The organism is Enterocloster lavalensis (assembly GCF_046603895.1).
Taxonomy (GTDB): domain Bacteria; phylum Bacillota; class Clostridia; order Lachnospirales; family Lachnospiraceae; genus Enterocloster; species Enterocloster lavalensis.
Genome location: NZ_CP176637.1, coordinates 5,745,849 through 5,764,614, shown reverse-complemented (window position 1 = coordinate 5,764,614; position 18,766 = coordinate 5,745,849). Strand labels below are relative to the sequence as shown.

The following is an 18,766-nucleotide window of genomic DNA, read 5'->3' as shown; positions in this document are numbered from 1 at the left end:
ACCCCCAATCGCCCGTTTACCTGATCCCCCATTTAACTGATCATCCCTTTATCCGATCACCCATTTAACCGCTCCCCCATTTACCCGCAAAAAGCCGCTGCACGGCCCGGATTCCTCCGGCCGTACAGCGGCTTTTGTTAAATGCAATGGGCTGCGGGCAGAGCCTGCGGCCCATTGTTCTCGTCTCGATTGTGCCCCGGGCGCAGCCCGCGGTCAATGGTTTCCCATTATTTGCACACAATATTGATAATCCGCCCCGGAACATAGATTTCCTTCACAATGTTCCCGGTCAGCTTGTCGGCAACAGCCGCCTTACCCGCGGCGATGGCGTCCTCCTTGGCGATATCGGCTGCCACGCTGATCACGGTTCTGGTCTTGCCGTTGACCTGTACGGCGACCTCAATCTCGTCCTCCTTCATGGCCTCCTCGTCGAATTCCGGCCACTGGGCGTGGAACACGGTGTCCGTGCCGCCCAGCTGCTGCCACAGCTCCTCGCCGATGTGGGGCGCGAAGGGAGCAAGCAGGATCACGAAGGTTTTTAAGGTCTCTTTGTCGATGCCGCCCTCTTTCTTGGCGATCTCGATCAGCTTGTTGTTGTGCTCCATGAAGCCAGAGATCACGGTGTTTAAGCTGAACTGGTTGAAGCGCTGCTCAATATCGTAGACCAGCTTGTGGCGCTCCCTGAGCATTTCCCGGGTGGGCTCCACGTTCTTATCCTTGTTGTCCATCACCAGGTTCCAGAAGCGGTTTAAGAAGCGGGAAACGCCCTCGATGCCCCGGTCGTCCCATTCCGCATCCAGCTCCGGCGGTCCCACGAACAGCTCGTAGAGACGCAGGGAGTCGCAGCCGTAGTCCCGCACCAGGTCGTCCGGGGACACCACGTTGCCCTTGGACTTGCTCATCTTGATGCCGTTCTTGCCGGTGATCATACCCTGGTTGAACAGCTTCTTGAAGGGCTCGTCAAAGTCGATGGCTCCGATGTCGCAGAGGAACTTGGTGTAGAACCGGGAGTACAGAAGGTGCAGCACCGCGTGCTCCACGCCTCCGATATACATGTCCACGGGCAGGTACTTGTCCGCCTTCTCCCTGGACACCAGCTCCTCGTCGTTGTGGCTGTCCACGTAGCGCAGGAAATACCAGGAGGAACCGGCCCACTGGGGCATGGTGTTGGTCTCCCGCTTGGCAGGAGCGCCGCAGACCGGGCAGGTGGTGTTAACCCACTCGTCGATGGCAGCCAGCGGGGACTCGCCGGTACCGGTGGGCTGATAGCTCTCCACATCCGGCAGGCGCAGGGGCAGCTGGTCCTCGGGAACCGGCACGCAGCCGCACTTGGGACAGTGGATGATCGGGATCGGCTCGCCCCAGTAGCGCTGGCGGGAGAATACCCAGTCGCGCAGCTTGTAGTTCACCGTCTTGTGGCCAAAGCCCTTCTCCTCGATCATGTGAGGGGCTTCCTGTTTCAATACCGCGGACTCCATGCCGTTCCAGTCGCCGGAATTGATCATCACGCCGCTGGCCTCGGTGTAGGCCTCGGTCATATTTTCGATTTCCTTGCCGTCCTTGGCGATGACCTGCACGATGGGCAGGCCGAACTTCTTGGCGAACTCGAAGTCGCGGTCGTCGTGGGCGGGCACGCACATGATCGCGCCGGTGCCGTAGTCAGCCAGCACGTAATCGGACAGCCAGATGGGCGTCTTGGCCCCGTTTAAGGGGTTGATGGCGTAGCTGCCGGTGAACACGCCGGTCTTGTCCTTGGCCTGCATGCGGTCCACGTTGGAGCGCATGGAAGCGTCGAAGATATACTGCTCCACCGCCTCGCGGGTCTCGTCGGTGGCCAGGCTCTTTGCCAGCTCGTGCTCCGGGGCCAGCACCATGAAGGTGGCTCCGTAGAGGGTGTCGGGGCGGGTGGTGTAGACGGTGATCTTCTCATCCCTGCCGTCGATGGGGAAATCCACCTCCGCGCCGTAGGATTTGCCGATCCAGTCGGTCTGCATCTTCTTGACCTTCTCCGGCCAGTCCAGCTTGTCCAGGTCGCTTAACAGGCGCTCCGCGTAGGCGGTGATCTTTAACATCCACTGGCGCAGATTTTTCTTGGTCACCGTGGTGCCGCAGCGCTCGCAGCAGCCGTTTACCACTTCCTCGTTGGCAAGGCCGGTCTTACAGGAGGGACACCAGTTGATGGGGAACTCCTTCTCGTAGGCCAGACCCTTCTTGAACATCTGCACGAAAATCCACTGGGTCCACTTGTAGAACCCGGGGTCCGTGGTGTTTACTTCCATATCCCAGTCGTAGATCGCCGCGATCTGCTTGATCTGGCGCTTGATGTTTTTGATATTCTCCTCCGTGGACTTGGCCGGGTGCACGCCCATCTTGATGGCGTAGTTCTCAGCCGGCAGGCCGAAGGCGTCCCATCCCATGGGATGGATCACATATTTGCCCTTTAAGAGCTGGTATCTGCTCCAGACGTCGGAGATCACATAACCTCTCCAGTGGCCCACATGCAGGCCGCTGCCGGAGGGGTAGGGGAACATGTCCAGGCAGTAGTATTTCTCCTTCTTGCCGTCATTTACATTGATGGGCTTCGCTTCCCAGTTTTCGCGCCATTTCTTCTCAATGGCGCTGTGGTTGTACTGTGTAGCCATAGCTTGCTTCCTCCATTGTTCTTGCTTGGTACATTTCGTGAGGGGGCGGACGGTTCCTTCCGGCCGGCTGGCCGTTGTACGAAAAAAGCCCTGCGCCCCTATTGCTAGAGACGCAGGACATAAGCTCCCGCGCGGTACCACTCTGATTCACACGCCGTTTGGCGCATGCGCTCGATTCCTTGTATAACGGTCAGGGGCCGGCATTTCTTACGCAGGCTGGATCGCCCTTGGGAAAGCTACTCAGGGGCCAGTTCAAAGAATCCTTCCCACCGGCTCGCACCCTCCGCCGGCTCTCTGAAGTTCGGAATTCCTCTACTACTCCCCGTCTCAGTATTTATGCTGACTATAAATTTAACATATTTGCAGCGGGGTGTCAATGCGTATTCTTAACGATTTTTCCCATGATTTTCCCCACCGCCCGAGCGTTTCCACAAGACATAGGAGTAGATTGTGGGAATCAGGATAATTGCCACAACGATTACAAAATACGGGCCGGAGCGCCCCATGAGGCCGAAGGCCAGCATAGCCAGACCGCCCAGGGTCCACACGTACCCGGCCAGCCGGTGGGTCCTGTTCCAGTTGTCCTCGTCGGCCAGGGTCCAGGGCAGCTTGATTCCCAGGGTGTAATTCTGTTTGCATTTGGGCATGTAGTTGCCGATGACAATGAACAGAATCGAGATCGGCACGCTGGTGAGCAGCCCCACGTTCAGCTCCACCCCCACGCCGGACAGCATGGTGATGCACTGGACCAGCACCGCCAGGATCACGATGAACCAGCGGGTGATCTGCTTCAGCTCCCGGGAACGGGCGATATTGGCCCGCTTGGGATCCGCCAGAAAGGCGAAATTGACCACCACCGCCATGAGCAGCATAAAGCCCGGTATCCCGAAGCAGGCCATCAACCGGCTGGAGTAGCCGTTGACCTCTCCCGCGCCGTTCCAGTGGGTGGGCACCTGCTCCGGCAGCCTGCTGTAAAAGACCAGTGAGATGGCGAAGGGCACCAGGGCCATTCCCCAGTAAACCCAGTCGGAAAATGTCATATTTTTGATCGAACCGCTAATCTTCTTCATGTTTTTCCTCCATTAAATCCTGAATCCAGGCCAGTACCTCCTCAAACACGGAGAGGTTCAGCTCATAATAGATATATTTGCCGGATTTGCTGTCATCTATCAATCCGGCGTGTCTGAGGATGGACAGATGATGGGAAATGGTGGCTCCCGTGGTGTCGAAATGGGCCACAATCTCCCCGGCCGTGAGCTTTTCCTGCTTCAACAGGTTTAAAATCTCCCGGCGGGTTGGATCGGACAGCGCTTTAAAGGTATCGGCAAAGGACATGGAGTGCCTCCTTTCTCCCATTTGATGGTTATCATTTAGATATTTCTCTAAATATCTAAACGTATTGTACCACAGTGAAGGCGAACTGTCAATCTGGAAATAACTGGGGTTTCACTGTAATCGCCCCAGGCTGCGCCAGCGGCCCCTTGCATTCAAAAAGAGAAGCAGAGGTTTTCGGCCCCTGCTTCTCGCTCTCACTGCTGTTTATTTACATAATTTCTTAAACTCATCCGCCACAAACTGAACCTGTGTGCCGACGATTACCTGCACGCTCTTCTGGCTGGGACGGATCACCCCGGCGACACCGGCGGATTTGATCTTCTTCTCATCCACCTTGGTGTAGTCGTTGATCTCCAGTCTCAGTCTGGTGATGCAGTTGTCAATGCTCTTTACATTCTCTTTGCCGCCAAGGCCTTCCAGGATAATGGTTGCAACCTGGGTGTAGTCGTTGTTGGCAAGCTTAGCGGAGGTGTCGTCCGCCTCGTCGTCATCCTCACGACCGGGTGTCTTTAAGTTGAAGGTCGTAATCATGAATCTGAATACCAGGTAGAATACTGCAAACGCGGCGATGCCCAGAGGAATAATCAGCCAGGTCTTCGCTGCGGCCGGAAGGGCTGCGGAGAACAGCAGATCCGTTGCGCCGGCGGAGAATGAGAAGCCGGCACGGAAGCCAAGCAGTACGGTCACAAAGGTAAAGACGCCGTACAAAACTGCGTACACTAAGTAAAGTGCGGGAGCCAGGAACATGAATGCAAATTCAAAGGGCTCGGTAACGCCGCAGACAAATGCGCACAGCGCTGCGGATGCAAGGATACCAATAGCAATTTTCTTCTTGTTACTCTTTGCGCAGTGGATCATAGCCAGAGCAGCTCCGGGAACTCCGAACATCATGCAGGGGAAGAATCCGGACATGTACATTCCAAGGCTCCAAGTAACATCTGCGCTGGTTTTGCCTGCCCAGAAGTTGCTTAAGTCGCCTAATCCGATGGTGTCAAACCAGAATACGTTGTTCAGCGCGTGATGCAGGCCGAACGGAATCAGCAAACGGTTTAAAAACGCATAGAGACCTGCGCCTACTGCGCCCATCTTTGCGATCGACTGGCCTAACGCAGTCAGTCCGCCGAAAACGATCGGCCATATAAACAGGAGGACTGCCGCAGCGATAATCGAGAACATTGCAGTAACGATAGCAACACAGCGCTTGCCAGAGAAGAAAGCCAGCCAATCCGGCAGTCTGGTATTCTTAAATTTGTTGTAGCAGGTAGATCCGATGATACCGGCGATAATACCGATCAGCGCATTCTGGATCTTAGCGAATGCCATTCCCTGGATGGTGTCCGGCGCAATACCGGCCAGAGTCTGAACCACTCCCGGAGAGAGCAGATGGGTAATCATCAACCAGGAAACAAGGCCTGCCAGGCCTGCAGTTCCGTCATGGTCATCCGACATACCGACCGCAACGCCTACCGCGAACAGGAGGGCGATAATTGCGCCGTCGATCAGCGCCAGCGCCGCCTGGGTGAGGAAGTAACCGATCATGGGAATCGCACCCGTGATATCTCCGCCCTGCATAACCGCCGGGCAAAGGAAGTAGCCGATACCGGATAAAATACCTGCAACCGGTAAAACAGCAACGGGCAGCATCAATGACTTGCCAAGCTTCTGTAACCATTTCATCATAATAATAAATCCCCTTTCTTTAATAAGATTCACACATCTATCTAAACCTTTACAGGTTTAAATCAATTTCGGACCTTCAACAGTCCAGTTCCTTCATAACCCGGCGGACCGCTTCCATGGCCTTCTCTTCGTCCGGCCCCTCCGCCGTAAAGGTGATTTGATCCCCCTGCACACATCCCAGAGACAGAATCTGAATCACATCCTTACCGTCCACCTGTTCCCCGTTGCCGCTGATGGTCACCGCGCTCTGAATATCCTTCAGCGCCATCATCAGCTGGGCCGCGGGCCGGGCGTGAAGCCCCATGGAGTCCTTCAACACAAAACGTTCTTCCAGCATATCCGTCCTCCTTTTCCGCCTGTATAACCTAGTTCAGCTCGATCACGGTGTCGCCTTCCCGGACCTCCATGCCGCTCTTTACGGTCATGTCGGGGAAATTGGGCGTGTTGCAGACGATCACCGGCGTCACCACGTCATAACCGGCTGCCTTGATCTTCTCCATGTCAAACTCCAGCAGCGGGGTTCCCTTGGACACCTGCGCGCCGGCGTTCACCAGTGCGGTGAAATACTGTCCTTTCAGCTCCACGGTGTCAATCCCTACGTGGATGATCAGCTCCACTCCGCTCTCGCCCTGCATGCTGATGGCGTGCTTGGTGTCAAACACCATGGTAACCGTGCCGTCGATGGGAGCTACGATGCGCCCTTTATCGGGAATGATGGCCACGCCCTTGCCCAGGATTTCCTGGCTGAAGGTAGGATCATTGACCTGACTCATGGGGATCGCCCTGCCGCTCACCGGCGCTCCTACAACTGCCTTTTCTTTTCCTCCGAAAAGCCCTTTTAAACCTTTAAACATATATAAATCCCCTTTCCAGTCTTCCGCCGCTTTAACGCGTGCGGATCCTCTTGATGTGCAGCGCCAGATACGCCGCTTCTTCCTCTGTCATTTTGTGTCCATACTTCTGATCAATCAGCACCTGTACCTTTTGGCTGCAAACATGTTCCTCCGGGTACATTTTCGCGATCATCTCCTGAAATTCCGGGTTATCCGACTCCATGTGCTCCCCTGTAAAAATCCGCTGGGCCAGAAACCGCAGATGGGTGATAAACCGCTCGTAGCTCAGCGAGTCCTCATCGATCTGAATGTTGAAATACTCGATCACCACCTCGCTCACCTGCTGGATCAGATTGGTAATATCTATGGTGTCCCGCATGGGTGCATCATATTCCGCATTGACGATATGAAGCGCGATACTGGCCGCCTCATCCACCGGAAGCATCACTCCAAGGTCCCTGCGGATCATGGCAATGGCGTACTCTCCAATCAGGTATTCCGCGTGGTAAAAGCTTTTCACCTCGTGGATCAGCGGGTTGGAGAACATCATCTTCTGCTTGAAGCGCTCCAGCGCAAAATTGATATGGTCTGTCAGCGTGATATACACGTTGGGGTTTATGGGACGGTTTAAAACGCTCTTGGCATAGCTGATGATCTCGGCGGAAATCTGTACGTGCTCGATCGGAAGGTTCACGACCAGCTCTTTAAATTGATCCATCGAGGTCTGGCTGTCCAGGCGGAAGATTTTCTCCACCTTGGCCTCGTTCACGGCCATTCCCTCTTTGGCCTTGAAACCCACTCCCCGTCCCATGACGACGACCTCCCTTCCGTCCTCGTCAAAGGTGCTGACCACATTATTATTGATAATTTTACTGATTTTCATGACGTTCTTGCCAGTCAACGGGTCCTGCAATTTTCTCCCCCTCTCTGTGCAGCAGTCCACAGCGCTGCGGATAAGCTCAAAAAAATAAAAAAACCAACTTTGTCTAAGAGAAAAACGATTCATCTCTCTCCTTTACAAAATTGGTTTTGCCTGCCGAACAGTAACAATCCAAGTATCAAATTGTAGGTTGGAATGAGACAAATCTCACTCACTAATCCAAATTATAGCAGTCCGTAAGAAAAAAGTCAACGATTTCTTTATAAAAACTTTACTATTTTTACATAATTTACATATCTCTGCCAAAATAAGGAAATCCGTGACCGACAAACCAGTATGCGGCCGCCGTCACCGCCAAATAAAACCAGGTGGACGGGTTGGAGAACCAGGTGGTGAAAAAGGCCAGAGCCATGTACATGGCGATCTGGGCGTAGATCACATGGCAGACGGGATTGCGGGCGCGCCAGCGCAGGCGGTACAAAAGCGCGCAGGCCGCTCCGGCCAGCAGGCCGAACAGCAGAATTCCCAACACCCCGAAATCGTAGTAGGCGTCGTAGATCAGCGTCACCGTGGTCAGCTCCTCCTTTGTCACAAAAATCGGAAAACTCACCAGGGACGGATTCAGGAATTTAAGGCCGGTCAGCGCCCACACCGGGAACAGCATGCGAAGTCCCATGCTGTGGCTTCCCAGCTGCTCCACCAGACAGTTGAAATTGTCGTAATTGTTGGCAATATACATGTAAGGCTGGGTCACAAAGATCGGCGTGTGCGGATTTTTCATCTCAAAGATGCCGTTTAGGTAGGATACGCTGTGGCTGCGCAGCACCGTCAAAGCCAGGTAGGCCGGAACCATGAGGACGCACAGGATCAAAAGGTATTTGAGCCGGAAGGTTCTGCGGACGGAGATAAAGGTGAACACCGCCATGCCCACCGCCAGGATCAGCTGGAAGCGGGAAACGCACAGCAGCGGAATGAGGATCGATATCCCGGTCAGAACTGCGGCCAGAATCAGTCCGCGGTCAGGCGCAGCCGGGGGGGCCGGGTTTCCGGAGCGCTCCACTTTCGTTCCAGCACGGCCCGCCGCCGTTCCAAACACCCGGACGCCGCACTCCCCGCCGTCCGCCGCCCGCGAAAACAGATAGAGCACAAACAGGCTGGGCACCAGCACGCAGGACACCGTGAAATAGTGCACGCCGCTGACATGGAAATAGGAGTAGGCGTGGGGCACGCCGTAGGAGAACATGGGAATAAAGCCCAGCTTCACCGCCTCAAAAACAAAGGCAAGGGCCGAGACGCCCGTGATGCCCGCCATGCAGATGAGAATCCGCTTCGAGCTGCCGTTGAATTCTCCCGTAGCCCCGGTCTCCGGGAAACGGCCTGAGTTGATGCGGCCTGGGTTGATGCCCTGGCTGTCGTGCTCCCGCCTGTCGCGCTCCCTACCGTCGTGCTCCCGCCTGCCGCCCTCCCTGCCGCCGTTCCCCCGCCTGCGCAAAGCCATCCGCTGAACCGCCTCAAAGGCCAGCCAGAACGCTAAGACCGCCAGCAGAAAGCACAGCCAGGTCTCCCCGGCCCAGTCGGTCTGCAGCCGGCTGAGCTTAAAGCAGGACACGCCCTGGCCGCCCACAAAAGCCAGGCAGAACAGGCCCCGCAGGTGAATCAGATCCCGGCTGGCGCGGTAGTCCCGCCAGTACAGCCACAGGGCCGCTGTAATCAAAACCAGCCCGGACAGCATGTAAACATGCTGCCGGGCCAACAGGTAACTTAATGCGTAACAAATCAAATAAACTGCCATTAAACCGTTCCGCTCTCCACAAATTCTTTCATGTACTGCTCCACCTCAGCCGTGGTCGCAAAGCTCATGGCCTTGTCCGCAACCGCCTGGAGCTCCTGCACACTGTACTCGGTTACCATCTTTCTCGCCCGCAGAATCGCAGACGCGCTCATGCTGAACTCATTCAATCCAAACGCCAGAAGCAGCGGGATCATCATGGGATCGCTGGCCGCCTCGCCGCACATGCCGACCATGATGCCGGCCTCGCGGCCGCAGGCGATGATGTGGCGAATGCTGCGCAGCACGGCGGGATTGAAGGTGGAATACAGGTAGGAAACCTTTTTGTTACCCCGGTCCACGCTCATGGTGTACTGGGTCAGGTCGTTGGTGCCGATGCTGAAGAAGTCCACTTCCCTGGCAAAGATATCCGCGATCAGGGAAGCCGCCGCGGTCTCCACCATGATGCCCACCTGGATGTCCTTCTTGTAGGCAATGCCCGCCTCATCCAGCTCGGCTTTCAGCTCCTCCACCAGTCCCCTGGCCTCGCGGTACTCCTCGATGCAGGTCACAAGGGGAACCATGATGCGGATGTTGCCAAAGGCGCTGGCGCGCAGCAGGGCGCGCAGCTGCGGTTTGTAGATATCCTCCTTGCGGTCCAGGCAGAAACGGATGGCGCGGTAGCCCAAAAACGGGTTCTCGTCCTTCTCCAGACCCATGTAGGGGATCTCCTTGTCGCCGCCGATATCCAGGGTGCGGATAATCACCGGCTTGCCGTTCATGGCGATGGCCACCTTCTTGTACGCCTCAAACTGCTCTTCCTCCGTGGGCATGGAGGTACGGTCCATAAACAGGAATTCCGTGCGGAACAGGCCCACGCCCTCGCCGTCGTACTGTAACACCTTCTCCGCGTCCTCGGGCTTGCCGATATTTGCCACGATCTCCACCTGCACGCCGTCCCTGGTGACGGAGGGCTTGCCGATGTACTGCTCCAGCTCCTTTTTCTCCTTTAAGAATACGTCGCGCTTGGTCTCATACTCCGCTCTCACCGCCGCGTCCGGATTCACCATCACTTCACCCGTGCTGCCGTCCAGCACAAGGTCGTCGCCGTCCTTCACCTGCTCCATCAGATTCTCCACGGCCACAACCGCCGGAATCTCCAGGGCGCGGGCCAGAATGGCGCTGTGGGAGGTGCGGCCGCCCAGCTCGGTGACAATGCCGGTTACATTGGCCGGGTTGATCCCCGCCGTCATGGAAGGCGTCAGGTCCTTGGCGACGATCACGCTGCCCGCCGGAAGAGACGCGATATCCACAGAGCGGACGCCCAGAAGGAGCTTCTGCATCCTGGTCTTGATGTCGCGCATGTCCGTGGCTCTCTGCTGCATAAGCTCGTCCCCCATGGAGGCGAACATGTCGGCGTACATATTGCATACGGTCTCAATGGCGAACTCGCTGTTGACGCCGTCGTTTTTGATGGAATTCTCAATCTCGCCGGTGAGCATGGGATCGGACAACAGCATGATGTGCCCCTGCAGAATCTCCGCTTCCTTCTCTCCCACTCTGGTGGCCAAATCCGCCGCCAGCACCTCGGTGTCCTTCACGCTCTGCTCAAGCGCCCCCTTAAAACGCCCAAGCTCAGCCTCCACATCCGAAACGTTCTCCCTTTTGATGACCAGCTCAGCCTCTTCCACAATAACTGCCTTGCCGATTCCGATACCGGATGAAGCGCTCGTTCCCTTTTTCATAATGATTACCTCCTTATTGTATTAAATATTTATACTCACAGCATTCAGGGTGCCGATCCGGCACCCCGTCCGCTGTTACTCACCCAATCCGCTCTCCACGATTCTGACCATCGCGGCCAGCGCCTGCTCCTCGTCCGGTCCGTCGCAGATAAACTCAACCGCGTCGCCGGATTTGACGCAGGCCCCCAGCACGCTCAGAACGCTCTTGGCGTTGGCGGTCGTACTTCCGATCTTGAAGGTGATCGTCGACCGGAACAGCAGCGCCTCCTTGCACAGGATGCCTGCCGGCCGCAAATGCAGACCGGAGGGATTTTTAATAACTGTTACCGCACTTACCATAAGCTATCTCTCCTTACCTACTGCCATATTCTCAATCGGCGGCCGTCGTCTCATCCGCCGCGGTTTCACCGTCGTCCGTCCCGCTCGTCTCATCCCCGCCGTCAGTGGCGCCGGGTCCGATCTCCCGCACCGTAATCTGCGGGTGGTCATAGTACACCACCTCATAGGCGGAATTTTCGTAAAACGCCTGGAACATCACTTCGCCGTCGTTCTCCCCCGGCGTCATGGCGCTGACGTCGATCTCCGCGCCAAACTGGTCGGCGGTCAGCTGGTCCAAATCCTCCTTGAGGCCCCGGATCAGCACGTTGATCGTACTGCGATCATACTCGTATTCATATTGGCTGGAAGCTCCCACCTGCTTGATCTGGCTGGTGTGCAGCACATAGGTCCTGCTCTCCAGCGGTTCAACCTTGATGGTCACTGTAATCTCCTTGTTCTCGTCCTCGGCCAGCTGCACCCCGTTTGGCAGGTACTTGGTCAGGTCGATGGTCACCTCCCGGTCACCTGTGGCCCCATCCATATTCAGCTCGGACGGCGGTATCGTGACTGCGGTGACATCCGCCAGGTTGGATTTCAGGCCTACTACGGCCACGGAGTTCACACTGCTCTCCACACCCGTGTAGCGGTAGCCGTCGGCCACCCTGCCCTCCACCTTCAGGTCCAGAGCCAGGCGTTTTTCTTTCAGAATCGCCAGCTCATAGTCCACCTCAGAGTGGTTTAAGGTCACCCGGTCATCCGTCTCCAGATCCACCAATTCATTGCCGTTGGCGTCATAGAATTTGGGGGTTGCGGTGCCGGTCCGGTTGGAATTGGCATTGTCCACATCGATCTCGATGCCCACCTTGCTGATCTGTCCCACCTTGGAGACAGGTCCGCTGACATACACGTAGGTCGGGCTGATGGTGGCGGTCCCCACCGTATAGCCGTCCTCTGTGGTGCCAACCGTGTTCACGCCCAAATCAAACCGCTTCCTCTGCAGATTCTCAGTGCTGATCCGGATCACGCCCGGCCTCGCCACCGGCTGTCCGATCAGCAGATTCTTGTGGCGCAGCACCTCCACCTTTACCTGCACCGCTCCGGTGGGCTCATACATCTCCGCTAAGTCGATATAGGCGCGGAAATCCGACGGTTTGATGGTGCCGGTGTCCAGGGTCTGAACCTTGTAACTGACCGTAACCGTATTCTTGCCGCCGACCACCTCGTAGGTGAGGTTATTGGCCTCCAGCACGCCTTCATTTAAAATCTCTAAGGGGACCTCCTGATAATCCGAAACCTCCGGGTTCGAGATATTGACCACGGCCAGCCAGACAAAGAACGCCAGGAAGACGGAAATGATTTTCAGGCCCAGATTATTCGTCAGCTTTTCTTTCATTCTTCAGCCTTCCCTTCCAGATTTTTAATCGGCTGCCGGTCTCAACCTGCCCTTTCACCCCTGCCAGGATGGTGCGCAGGCCCTCGGCATCCGTCACTCTCTTAAGCGTTCCCCCTTCTGCTACCGTCACCCTGCCGGTCTCCTCCGAGACCACGATGGTGACGCTGTCCGTCACTTCACTCACGCCCACCGCCGCTCTGTGGCGGGTGCCCAGATCCTTGCTGATGGACATGTTGTCCGACAGCGGCAGGTAACAGGTGGCGGCCGCCACCCGGTTGCCCCGGATGATCACAGCGCCGTCGTGAAGCGGTGTGTTGTGTTCAAAAATGTTGATCAGCAGCTGGCTGGACACCAGTCCGTTGACCTCGATGCCCGTGCGCTCGATCTCCTTTAAGGAGGCGGCGCGTTCGATCACCATCAGAGCGCCGGTCTTTACCTTGGCCATCTCAAAGGTGGCGCGGACCAGCTCGTTAATGGTCTTGTCGTCAAAACTCCTGTGATCCTTCGCATCGTCAAAGCTCAGGATATTGGATATAATATTCTGGCTGCCCAGCTGCTCAAGCGCCTTGCGCAGCTCCGGCTGGAACACCACCAAAAGCGCCGTCACCGCGATTCCCGTGGTCTTCTCCAAAATCCACAGGATGGTGTTCAGGTGCAGCACAGCGGCGAACACGGCAAATATCAGAATCACACCCAGGCCCTTAAGTACGGTCCAGGCCCTGGTGTTCTTCACCCAGAAAAGGATCTCGTAGACCAATATGGAAATAATTGCCACTTCCAGCAGGTTGATCGTCGTAATCCTGGGCAGCAGCGACAGCCAGGAGGACGCCTTTTCCATCAGTTCCGCCATGCCATCACCTCCCTCTCTATCTCAAAAATTTTCGTCATGCTTTATGCCCGCTCTCTTCCACTCCGCTTGCGGGTACTGATTTTCTGTACCTTGACGTCCGGTGTGCTCACCGTCATCTTGGGCACTGCCTTCACATAGTAATAGTAATCGTCGTCCTCAAACTGCACGTACTCCGTCCTGCTGTAATCCACGGAAAAAATAAAGAAATCGTAGACCAGCGCCAGCAGCGCCGAAGCCGTCATCCCGGCCAGAAGCTGTCCCGTGGGCACGGACACGCCGAACACAAAATCCCCCACAAAGATCACCAACAGCTGGGCCACGCAGCCCGCCACGATGGCGATGCTCCAGGCGTAATTGAGGGACAGGCGGCGGATCAGATACACGACCAGAATCCCGGCCGCGCAGGTGGCGATCATCACCATCATGGTCTTGTTGAAGGTCACGGACTTGATAATCTGACTGTACTTCTGCACAATATCCACCGAGGTGTCGTTGGTCAGCACCCCCGCGTTCTGCTTCACATACATGATCAGGTAATAGATAAACACGCCGCAGCCCACCGGAATCACCGAAGCCAGGCTTCCGCCAAGCCCCACTAACAACGGCACCGCATAGGGGATCTTCATCATAAACGCCATGGGTGTGAGAAGCATCAGGAAGCAGTCTCCGGGCCGGAAGCCAAAGTAAAGGATGGCCACAATCAGGATCAGCACCAGGGCGATCAGCGCCATCTCAAAGGAAACCGCATAGATGTGGGCAATCATAAAACAGCCTGCAAAAAATACAATAGCCCCGTAGGGCAGCAGCGCCCCCGCCAGAGATAACAGCAGCGGCACCAGTGGATTCTTCAGCCTGGTCATGTAGCCGATGTTGGTGTTCAGGCAATAAAACGCGCACATTCCCAATATAAAGCGCAGAATCGGCTGTATCACGATATTGTATTTCGCGTAAATGGCCTTCAGATGTTCCTTCATTACGAGGAGACTTGTCATACGGTCTTCCCTCCTTTATGATTCCCCTTTTCCTGTCTGTCATAGCGCTTGACCAGATGTTTCAGCTTTGCCGAGTACATGATCTGGACCCGGGAAGCATAGTCGTAGCGCCTGGCGTAGACGGTCCGCGTGATGAGCAGGTACGCGGCCAGCCCGGCCAGGTACCAGAATCCCCACTTTTTTCCAAGAGCGGTCAGCTCCTCAAAGGAGATCGCACCCAGAAGATCCTCCAGTCGGTACAGCACCCACAGGAGCATCACCAGCAGATAGGAAAACGTGTAAGCGAAAAAGGAGCGGAATAATTGTCCGCTGATGTAGTCTCCCTTGAAATAACGGTTTATGGAAAACATTTCCCTGCCTTTATTCTTTTCAAAGATGGCCAGCTCCGTCATATATCTGACCTTGTCCTCATTCAGCATAGGTACTCCTTACAATCAGTAGTCGCATATCGCTTGACATACCATTTTAGTATACCACATCTTTTTTGTTTTTGCGACACCTTATGCGAATTTTTAATATTTCGTAATGTTCCCGCGCGCAGTCAAAGCATATTATAATAGAACGGATCTTCCGTTGTCAACGTCAAATCAAGGCGGTCCGCCGGTTGATTTTCCGGCTGAAAACGTTGTCACCGCCCAATCCGCGGAAAGCCTGCACGCAATAATAAGGGGATATAGAGAGGGAAAAATGAATAAAATCACAGAAATGCTATTAAAGATACTCACTGGTTTTAAAGAGGAATTTGTGGGGGCCTACAACATCCGGGAAAACGGGCGCTGCGCCGCCAGGCAGTCCTCGCCCAACATCCGCATCGCGGTAAAAACGGATGAGCCCGGCCTGGATATCCACATCGACTCCCGGGCCCGCGGGGAAACCGTCTACATCCCGGCCTGCGTCACCCAGGGCGGCGTGGACGATCTGGTATACAATGATTTTTATGTGGACGCCGGGGCCGACGTGACCATCGTGGCGGGCTGCGGCGTGCACACCGACGGCGCTGAGGATGCGGCTCACAACGGCATCCACCGCTTTTTCCTGGAAAACGGCTCCCGCGTCATTTATCGCGAAAAACATGTGGGAACAGGGAACGGCTCCGGCTTAAAACGCATCGATCCGGTGACCTTCGCCGTGCTGGGCCCCGGGTCCGCTTTGGAAATGGATACCGTGCAGTTGGGCGGCGTGGACCGCACGGTGCGAACGACAAGCGCCCGGCTGGCGGCGGCCGCCCGGCTGACCATCCGGGAGCGCATTCAGACCGACGGACGGGATACAGCCCGGACGGATTTCACGGTTTCCATGGACGGGGACGGGTCCGCCGTCAACCTTATCTCCCGCTCCGTGGCCAGGGGTAGCTCCCGCCAGACATACCGCTCCAAACTCATGGGAAACTGCCGCTGCAGCGGGCATTCGGAGTGCGACGCCATTCTGATGGACCGGGGCAGGGTGGACGCTTTCCCGGAACTGATCGCGGGCTGCCGGGACGCCTCCCTGATCCACGAAGCCGCCATCGGCAGGATCGCAGGAGAACAGATCGTGAAGCTGCGCACCCTGGGGCTGTCGGAGGGGGAAGCTGAGAGGCGGATTATTGAGGGGTTTCTGAATGGATAACCGGCCCCTGCTTTAAAAATTCAGTCAGTTTTTCCCCAGGCATGGGTCTGGCGTAATAATATCCCTGAATATACTGCACCCCGGCAGAGGTGATTATCGCCTGCTCCGCCTGGGTCTCCACGCCCTCCGCCACCACCATCAGATCGTTGATGCGCGCCATCTCCACAATGGATTTCAGCAGCGCAAATTGCTTTTGATCAGTCAGGATCTGCTTGGTCAGGGACCGGTCGATCTTGAGAATGTCCACCGGAAGATTGGAGAGATAGTTGAGGCTGCTGTAGCCAACGCCAAAATCGTCCAGCGCCACGTGGATTCCGGCCTGTCTCAACTTTCCCAGCACCTGTGCAGCCTGGTCGATGGATTGGATCAGGATGCTCTCCGTGATCTCCAGCGTGACTTTGCGGGGATCCACGCCGGAGGAGCCGATCAGTTCCAGCAGATGGCCGGCGCTGTTGCCCACCAGAAGCTGCTGCACGGAGAGATTGATCCCCATGCGCCGGATGCCCAGCCGGTCACCATACTCATGCAGGAACGCGCACGCCTGCGTCAGCACATAGTCACCCAGCGCCTCCACCATACCGTTTCGTTCCGCCAGCGAGATCACCTGGCCCGCGGAGAAATAACCTCCTTTTCCATTGGGCAGGCGCACAAGGGCTTCGGCTGCCGTATATTCATTTTCTTCCAGGAGCATAATGGGCTGATACCAGACTTCCAGCGTCTTTTGCCGGACCGCGTCCTTCAACCGGCCCAGAATATCGGCCTCTGTCCGGATCATCTCGTCGAGCCTGCCGTTGTATATGGCGATTGCCTGGCCCGATTCCTTGGCAAAGCGCAGCGCGGATTGGATATGGTCTAAAAGCTCACCCGGCGTTTCCCCGTGTTCCGGGTACCGGCAGGCCGCAATACGGATCTGCAGCGGAAATGAGAGCTTCCCCACCGTAATGGGCGCTGCAAACAGGTCCTGCAGCCTGGCGGCAACGGACTGTGCGCTTTCCCTTGAGAGAGACACGCCCAGAAATACGTCGCCGTTGATCCGGTAGAGATAAGAGCCAAAGGGACGGGACAGCCGCCGCCGCACCTCGTGGAGAATCTCGTCCCCGATGCTGGCGCTGAACAGGTCATTGTACTGGCTGAAGGAACAGATGTCCACACAGTACAGGCTGAACCGCCTTTTTCGGTCATAGGAAATCAACATATTGGTGTCCCGAAGGAACTTCGGCCGGTTGCCCACGTTGAACACCGGATCGGAGTAGGCCAGCTGTTCCACCTGCTTTCGGTACCGGTTAAAAGTTTTCGACAACTCCATCATCTCAAGGTCCGTGTACTCGTCAAAGATCACATCGCTTTTCCCCTCTATGAGCTGCCGGCATTTTTCCGTCAGCATGCGCACCGGGGATTCCTGGGACACGCGGATATAGTATGCGTGAATCAGATCAGAAATCGCCTTCCCTGCTTCGTCCTCTCCCGGCCGGCAGCAGGCATACTGGTAGCGGGCCATCAGAAAGTTCTTTTCTTCATTGATCCGCACCTGGAGCAGGAATTCCAGCGACAGCCCCCTGGCAAAATCTTCCTGCTGGGTTTGGTTCATCTCTTCCCGAACCGCCACAATATAACTTCCCGCATCCAGCCTGCCCGCGAGAAACGGGTTGTGGATAAACCCGTCGATCCGCCCGGAAATGCCCTTTAGAAACGCCGTCTCCTCCTCCGGTCCGATGCGCCGGATCGCCTGGGTATATCCCTCGATTGAGAAGTAAAACAGCATAATGGGTGTGTTTCCCTGTTTCAGCCAGTCGCCAAGAGCGGCCGTAAAGCCAATCCGGTTGTAAAGCCCCGTGTCTTTGTCCACATACGTGGCCTTAAGCAGCGCGCGCCTTTGCCGTACATTTTTGCCGGCCAGGTAAGCCAGTGACAACAGGACTGCTCCAAACACGGTGCACAGCAGGACCAGTCCCAGACGCTGCCCCGGGCTGAGCCAGCCCGCAACCGGCTGGATGCTGAGCGTCCACTGGGTCGGCAGATGAAACACCGTTTTCTGCGCCTGGGAAAAGTCGATGTCCGCCCGGGAACCGGCGATCACTTCCTTGTTCCCGTTCTGAGGTTCCACACGCCAAAGCTCGTAATCATATCCTTTGGCGTACAGATCATCCAGACCGATCTGCCCCAGCACATAATCCCGATCCAACGCCACGGCCACCTGTCCCAGATAAGCGCCCTCCTCCACAACCGGCTTTAAAAACAGAAATACCTCTTGCTGTCTATTGTCATGTTCCATGACAATGGGTCCTTCTACCACAAGGTCCTTGACCACCTTTGCCATCGTATAGATGTAGGAGAAGTCCTGCAGTCCGCTGCCCGTCAGATCTCCAAATTCATCCCGCGGCAGGGCGCTGGCCAGAGTATCCCCCTCAAACCAAAAAGCGAAACAGACCTCCGGCCGTTCTAATAAATGCCCGGCTGCGCGTTCAAACCAGAACAGCTGGTCCGGCTGCTCCATCTCCATCACGTACGCCGTCTGCGCCAGGGAGTCGGCCTCGTTCATGGTCCCCTGCATCTGCAGCAAAATCTTCTCACGGTAATAAAAAAGGATATTTTCCGCCTCTCTCTGGCGTACCTCCACAATGGCACCGCGCAGCGCCACCCCCGGCAGTGCGGCCACAACAAAAATCAGCAGCAAAACCGCAGCCCACGATATCCGCCTTCCAATTCGTTTATTCATAGATTC

16 protein-coding genes and 1 other annotated feature are annotated in these 18,766 nt (G+C 56.1%); of the genes, 1 reads left to right on the top strand and 15 read right to left on the bottom strand.

Annotated features, from left to right (window positions below):
• Positions 1-227 precede the first annotated feature (227 nt).
• From leuS to ACK2JC_RS25770, 14 genes are all read right to left on the bottom strand, one after another.
• Positions 228-2,642 carry a leucine--tRNA ligase gene (gene leuS / locus ACK2JC_RS25835; RefSeq protein ID WP_368271482.1) on the bottom strand — a complete coding sequence of 805 codons (2,415 nt, stop codon included), beginning with the start codon at positions 2,640-2,642 and terminating at the stop codon, positions 228-230.
• A gap of 103 nt (positions 2,643-2,745) precedes the next feature.
• Positions 2,746-2,980 (bottom strand) — a binding site (T-box leader).
• A gap of 48 nt (positions 2,981-3,028) precedes the next feature.
• Complete coding sequence (locus ACK2JC_RS25830) at positions 3,029-3,712, bottom strand: SdpI family protein (RefSeq protein WP_092361092.1); 684 nt, start codon at positions 3,710-3,712, stop codon at positions 3,029-3,031.
• A complete protein-coding gene (locus ACK2JC_RS25825; RefSeq protein ID WP_007712605.1) occupies positions 3,699-3,977 on the bottom strand; it encodes an autorepressor SdpR family transcription factor in 279 nt (92 codons plus the stop codon). The genes ACK2JC_RS25830 and ACK2JC_RS25825 overlap by 14 nt, the downstream gene beginning before the upstream one ends.
• Positions 3,978-4,181: 204 nt before the next feature.
• Positions 4,182-5,657 carry an N-acetylglucosamine-specific PTS transporter subunit IIBC gene (nagE, locus tag ACK2JC_RS25820; protein ID WP_368271481.1) on the bottom strand — a complete coding sequence of 492 codons (1,476 nt, stop codon included), beginning with the start codon at positions 5,655-5,657 and terminating at the stop codon, positions 4,182-4,184.
• A gap of 76 nt (positions 5,658-5,733) precedes the next feature.
• Positions 5,734-5,994 carry an HPr family phosphocarrier protein gene (locus tag ACK2JC_RS25815; RefSeq protein WP_024734994.1) on the bottom strand — a complete coding sequence of 87 codons (261 nt, stop codon included), beginning with the start codon at positions 5,992-5,994 and terminating at the stop codon, positions 5,734-5,736.
• A 28-nt stretch (positions 5,995-6,022) separates the two neighbouring features.
• Positions 6,023-6,511 (bottom strand): PTS glucose transporter subunit IIA, encoded by a 489-nt coding sequence (locus tag ACK2JC_RS25810; RefSeq protein ID WP_092361089.1) that lies wholly within the window; start codon positions 6,509-6,511, stop codon positions 6,023-6,025.
• A 31-nt stretch (positions 6,512-6,542) separates the two neighbouring features.
• On the bottom strand, positions 6,543-7,373 hold the full coding sequence (gene licT / locus ACK2JC_RS25805; protein WP_007712610.1) for a BglG family transcription antiterminator LicT: 831 nt from the start codon (positions 7,371-7,373) through the stop codon (positions 6,543-6,545).
• A 286-nt stretch (positions 7,374-7,659) separates the two neighbouring features.
• Entirely contained in the window at positions 7,660-9,162 is a 1,503-nt protein-coding gene (locus tag ACK2JC_RS25800; protein ID WP_320936688.1) for an O-antigen polymerase, read from the bottom strand.
• Entirely contained in the window at positions 9,162-10,883 is a 1,722-nt protein-coding gene (ptsP, locus tag ACK2JC_RS25795) for a phosphoenolpyruvate--protein phosphotransferase (protein WP_276953183.1), read from the bottom strand. The genes ACK2JC_RS25800 and ptsP overlap by 1 nt, the downstream gene beginning before the upstream one ends.
• A 75-nt stretch (positions 10,884-10,958) precedes the next feature.
• Complete coding sequence (locus tag ACK2JC_RS25790) at positions 10,959-11,222, bottom strand: HPr family phosphocarrier protein (RefSeq protein WP_007712625.1); 264 nt, start codon at positions 11,220-11,222, stop codon at positions 10,959-10,961.
• 31 nt (positions 11,223-11,253) lie between these two features.
• Positions 11,254-12,594 (bottom strand): YbbR-like domain-containing protein, encoded by a 1,341-nt coding sequence (locus tag ACK2JC_RS25785; RefSeq protein WP_092361086.1) that lies wholly within the window; start codon positions 12,592-12,594, stop codon positions 11,254-11,256.
• Complete coding sequence (gene cdaA, locus ACK2JC_RS25780; RefSeq protein ID WP_092361085.1) at positions 12,572-13,444, bottom strand: diadenylate cyclase CdaA; 873 nt, start codon at positions 13,442-13,444, stop codon at positions 12,572-12,574. Before cdaA ends, ACK2JC_RS25785 begins: the two co-directional genes overlap by 23 nt.
• 41 nt (positions 13,445-13,485) lie before the next feature.
• Positions 13,486-14,436 carry an ABC transporter permease gene (locus ACK2JC_RS25775; RefSeq protein WP_107435222.1) on the bottom strand — a complete coding sequence of 317 codons (951 nt, stop codon included), beginning with the start codon at positions 14,434-14,436 and terminating at the stop codon, positions 13,486-13,488.
• Positions 14,433-14,855, bottom strand: a complete 423-nt coding sequence (locus ACK2JC_RS25770) for a hypothetical protein (RefSeq protein ID WP_007712635.1) — start codon at positions 14,853-14,855, stop codon at positions 14,433-14,435. The genes ACK2JC_RS25775 and ACK2JC_RS25770 overlap by 4 nt, the downstream gene beginning before the upstream one ends.
• 268 nt (positions 14,856-15,123) lie before the next feature.
• On the opposite strand from ACK2JC_RS25770, the gene ACK2JC_RS25765 reads away from it, so the two are divergent.
• Positions 15,124-16,044 (top strand): SufD family Fe-S cluster assembly protein, encoded by a 921-nt coding sequence (locus tag ACK2JC_RS25765; protein ID WP_320936689.1) that lies wholly within the window; start codon positions 15,124-15,126, stop codon positions 16,042-16,044.
• On the opposite strand, the gene ACK2JC_RS25760 is transcribed toward ACK2JC_RS25765, so the two are convergent.
• Positions 16,019-18,760 carry a putative bifunctional diguanylate cyclase/phosphodiesterase gene (locus ACK2JC_RS25760; RefSeq protein ID WP_368272103.1) on the bottom strand — a complete coding sequence of 914 codons (2,742 nt, stop codon included), beginning with the start codon at positions 18,758-18,760 and terminating at the stop codon, positions 16,019-16,021. The two genes, ACK2JC_RS25765 and ACK2JC_RS25760, sit on opposite strands and share 26 nt — an antisense overlap.
• Positions 18,761-18,766 lie beyond the last annotated feature (6 nt).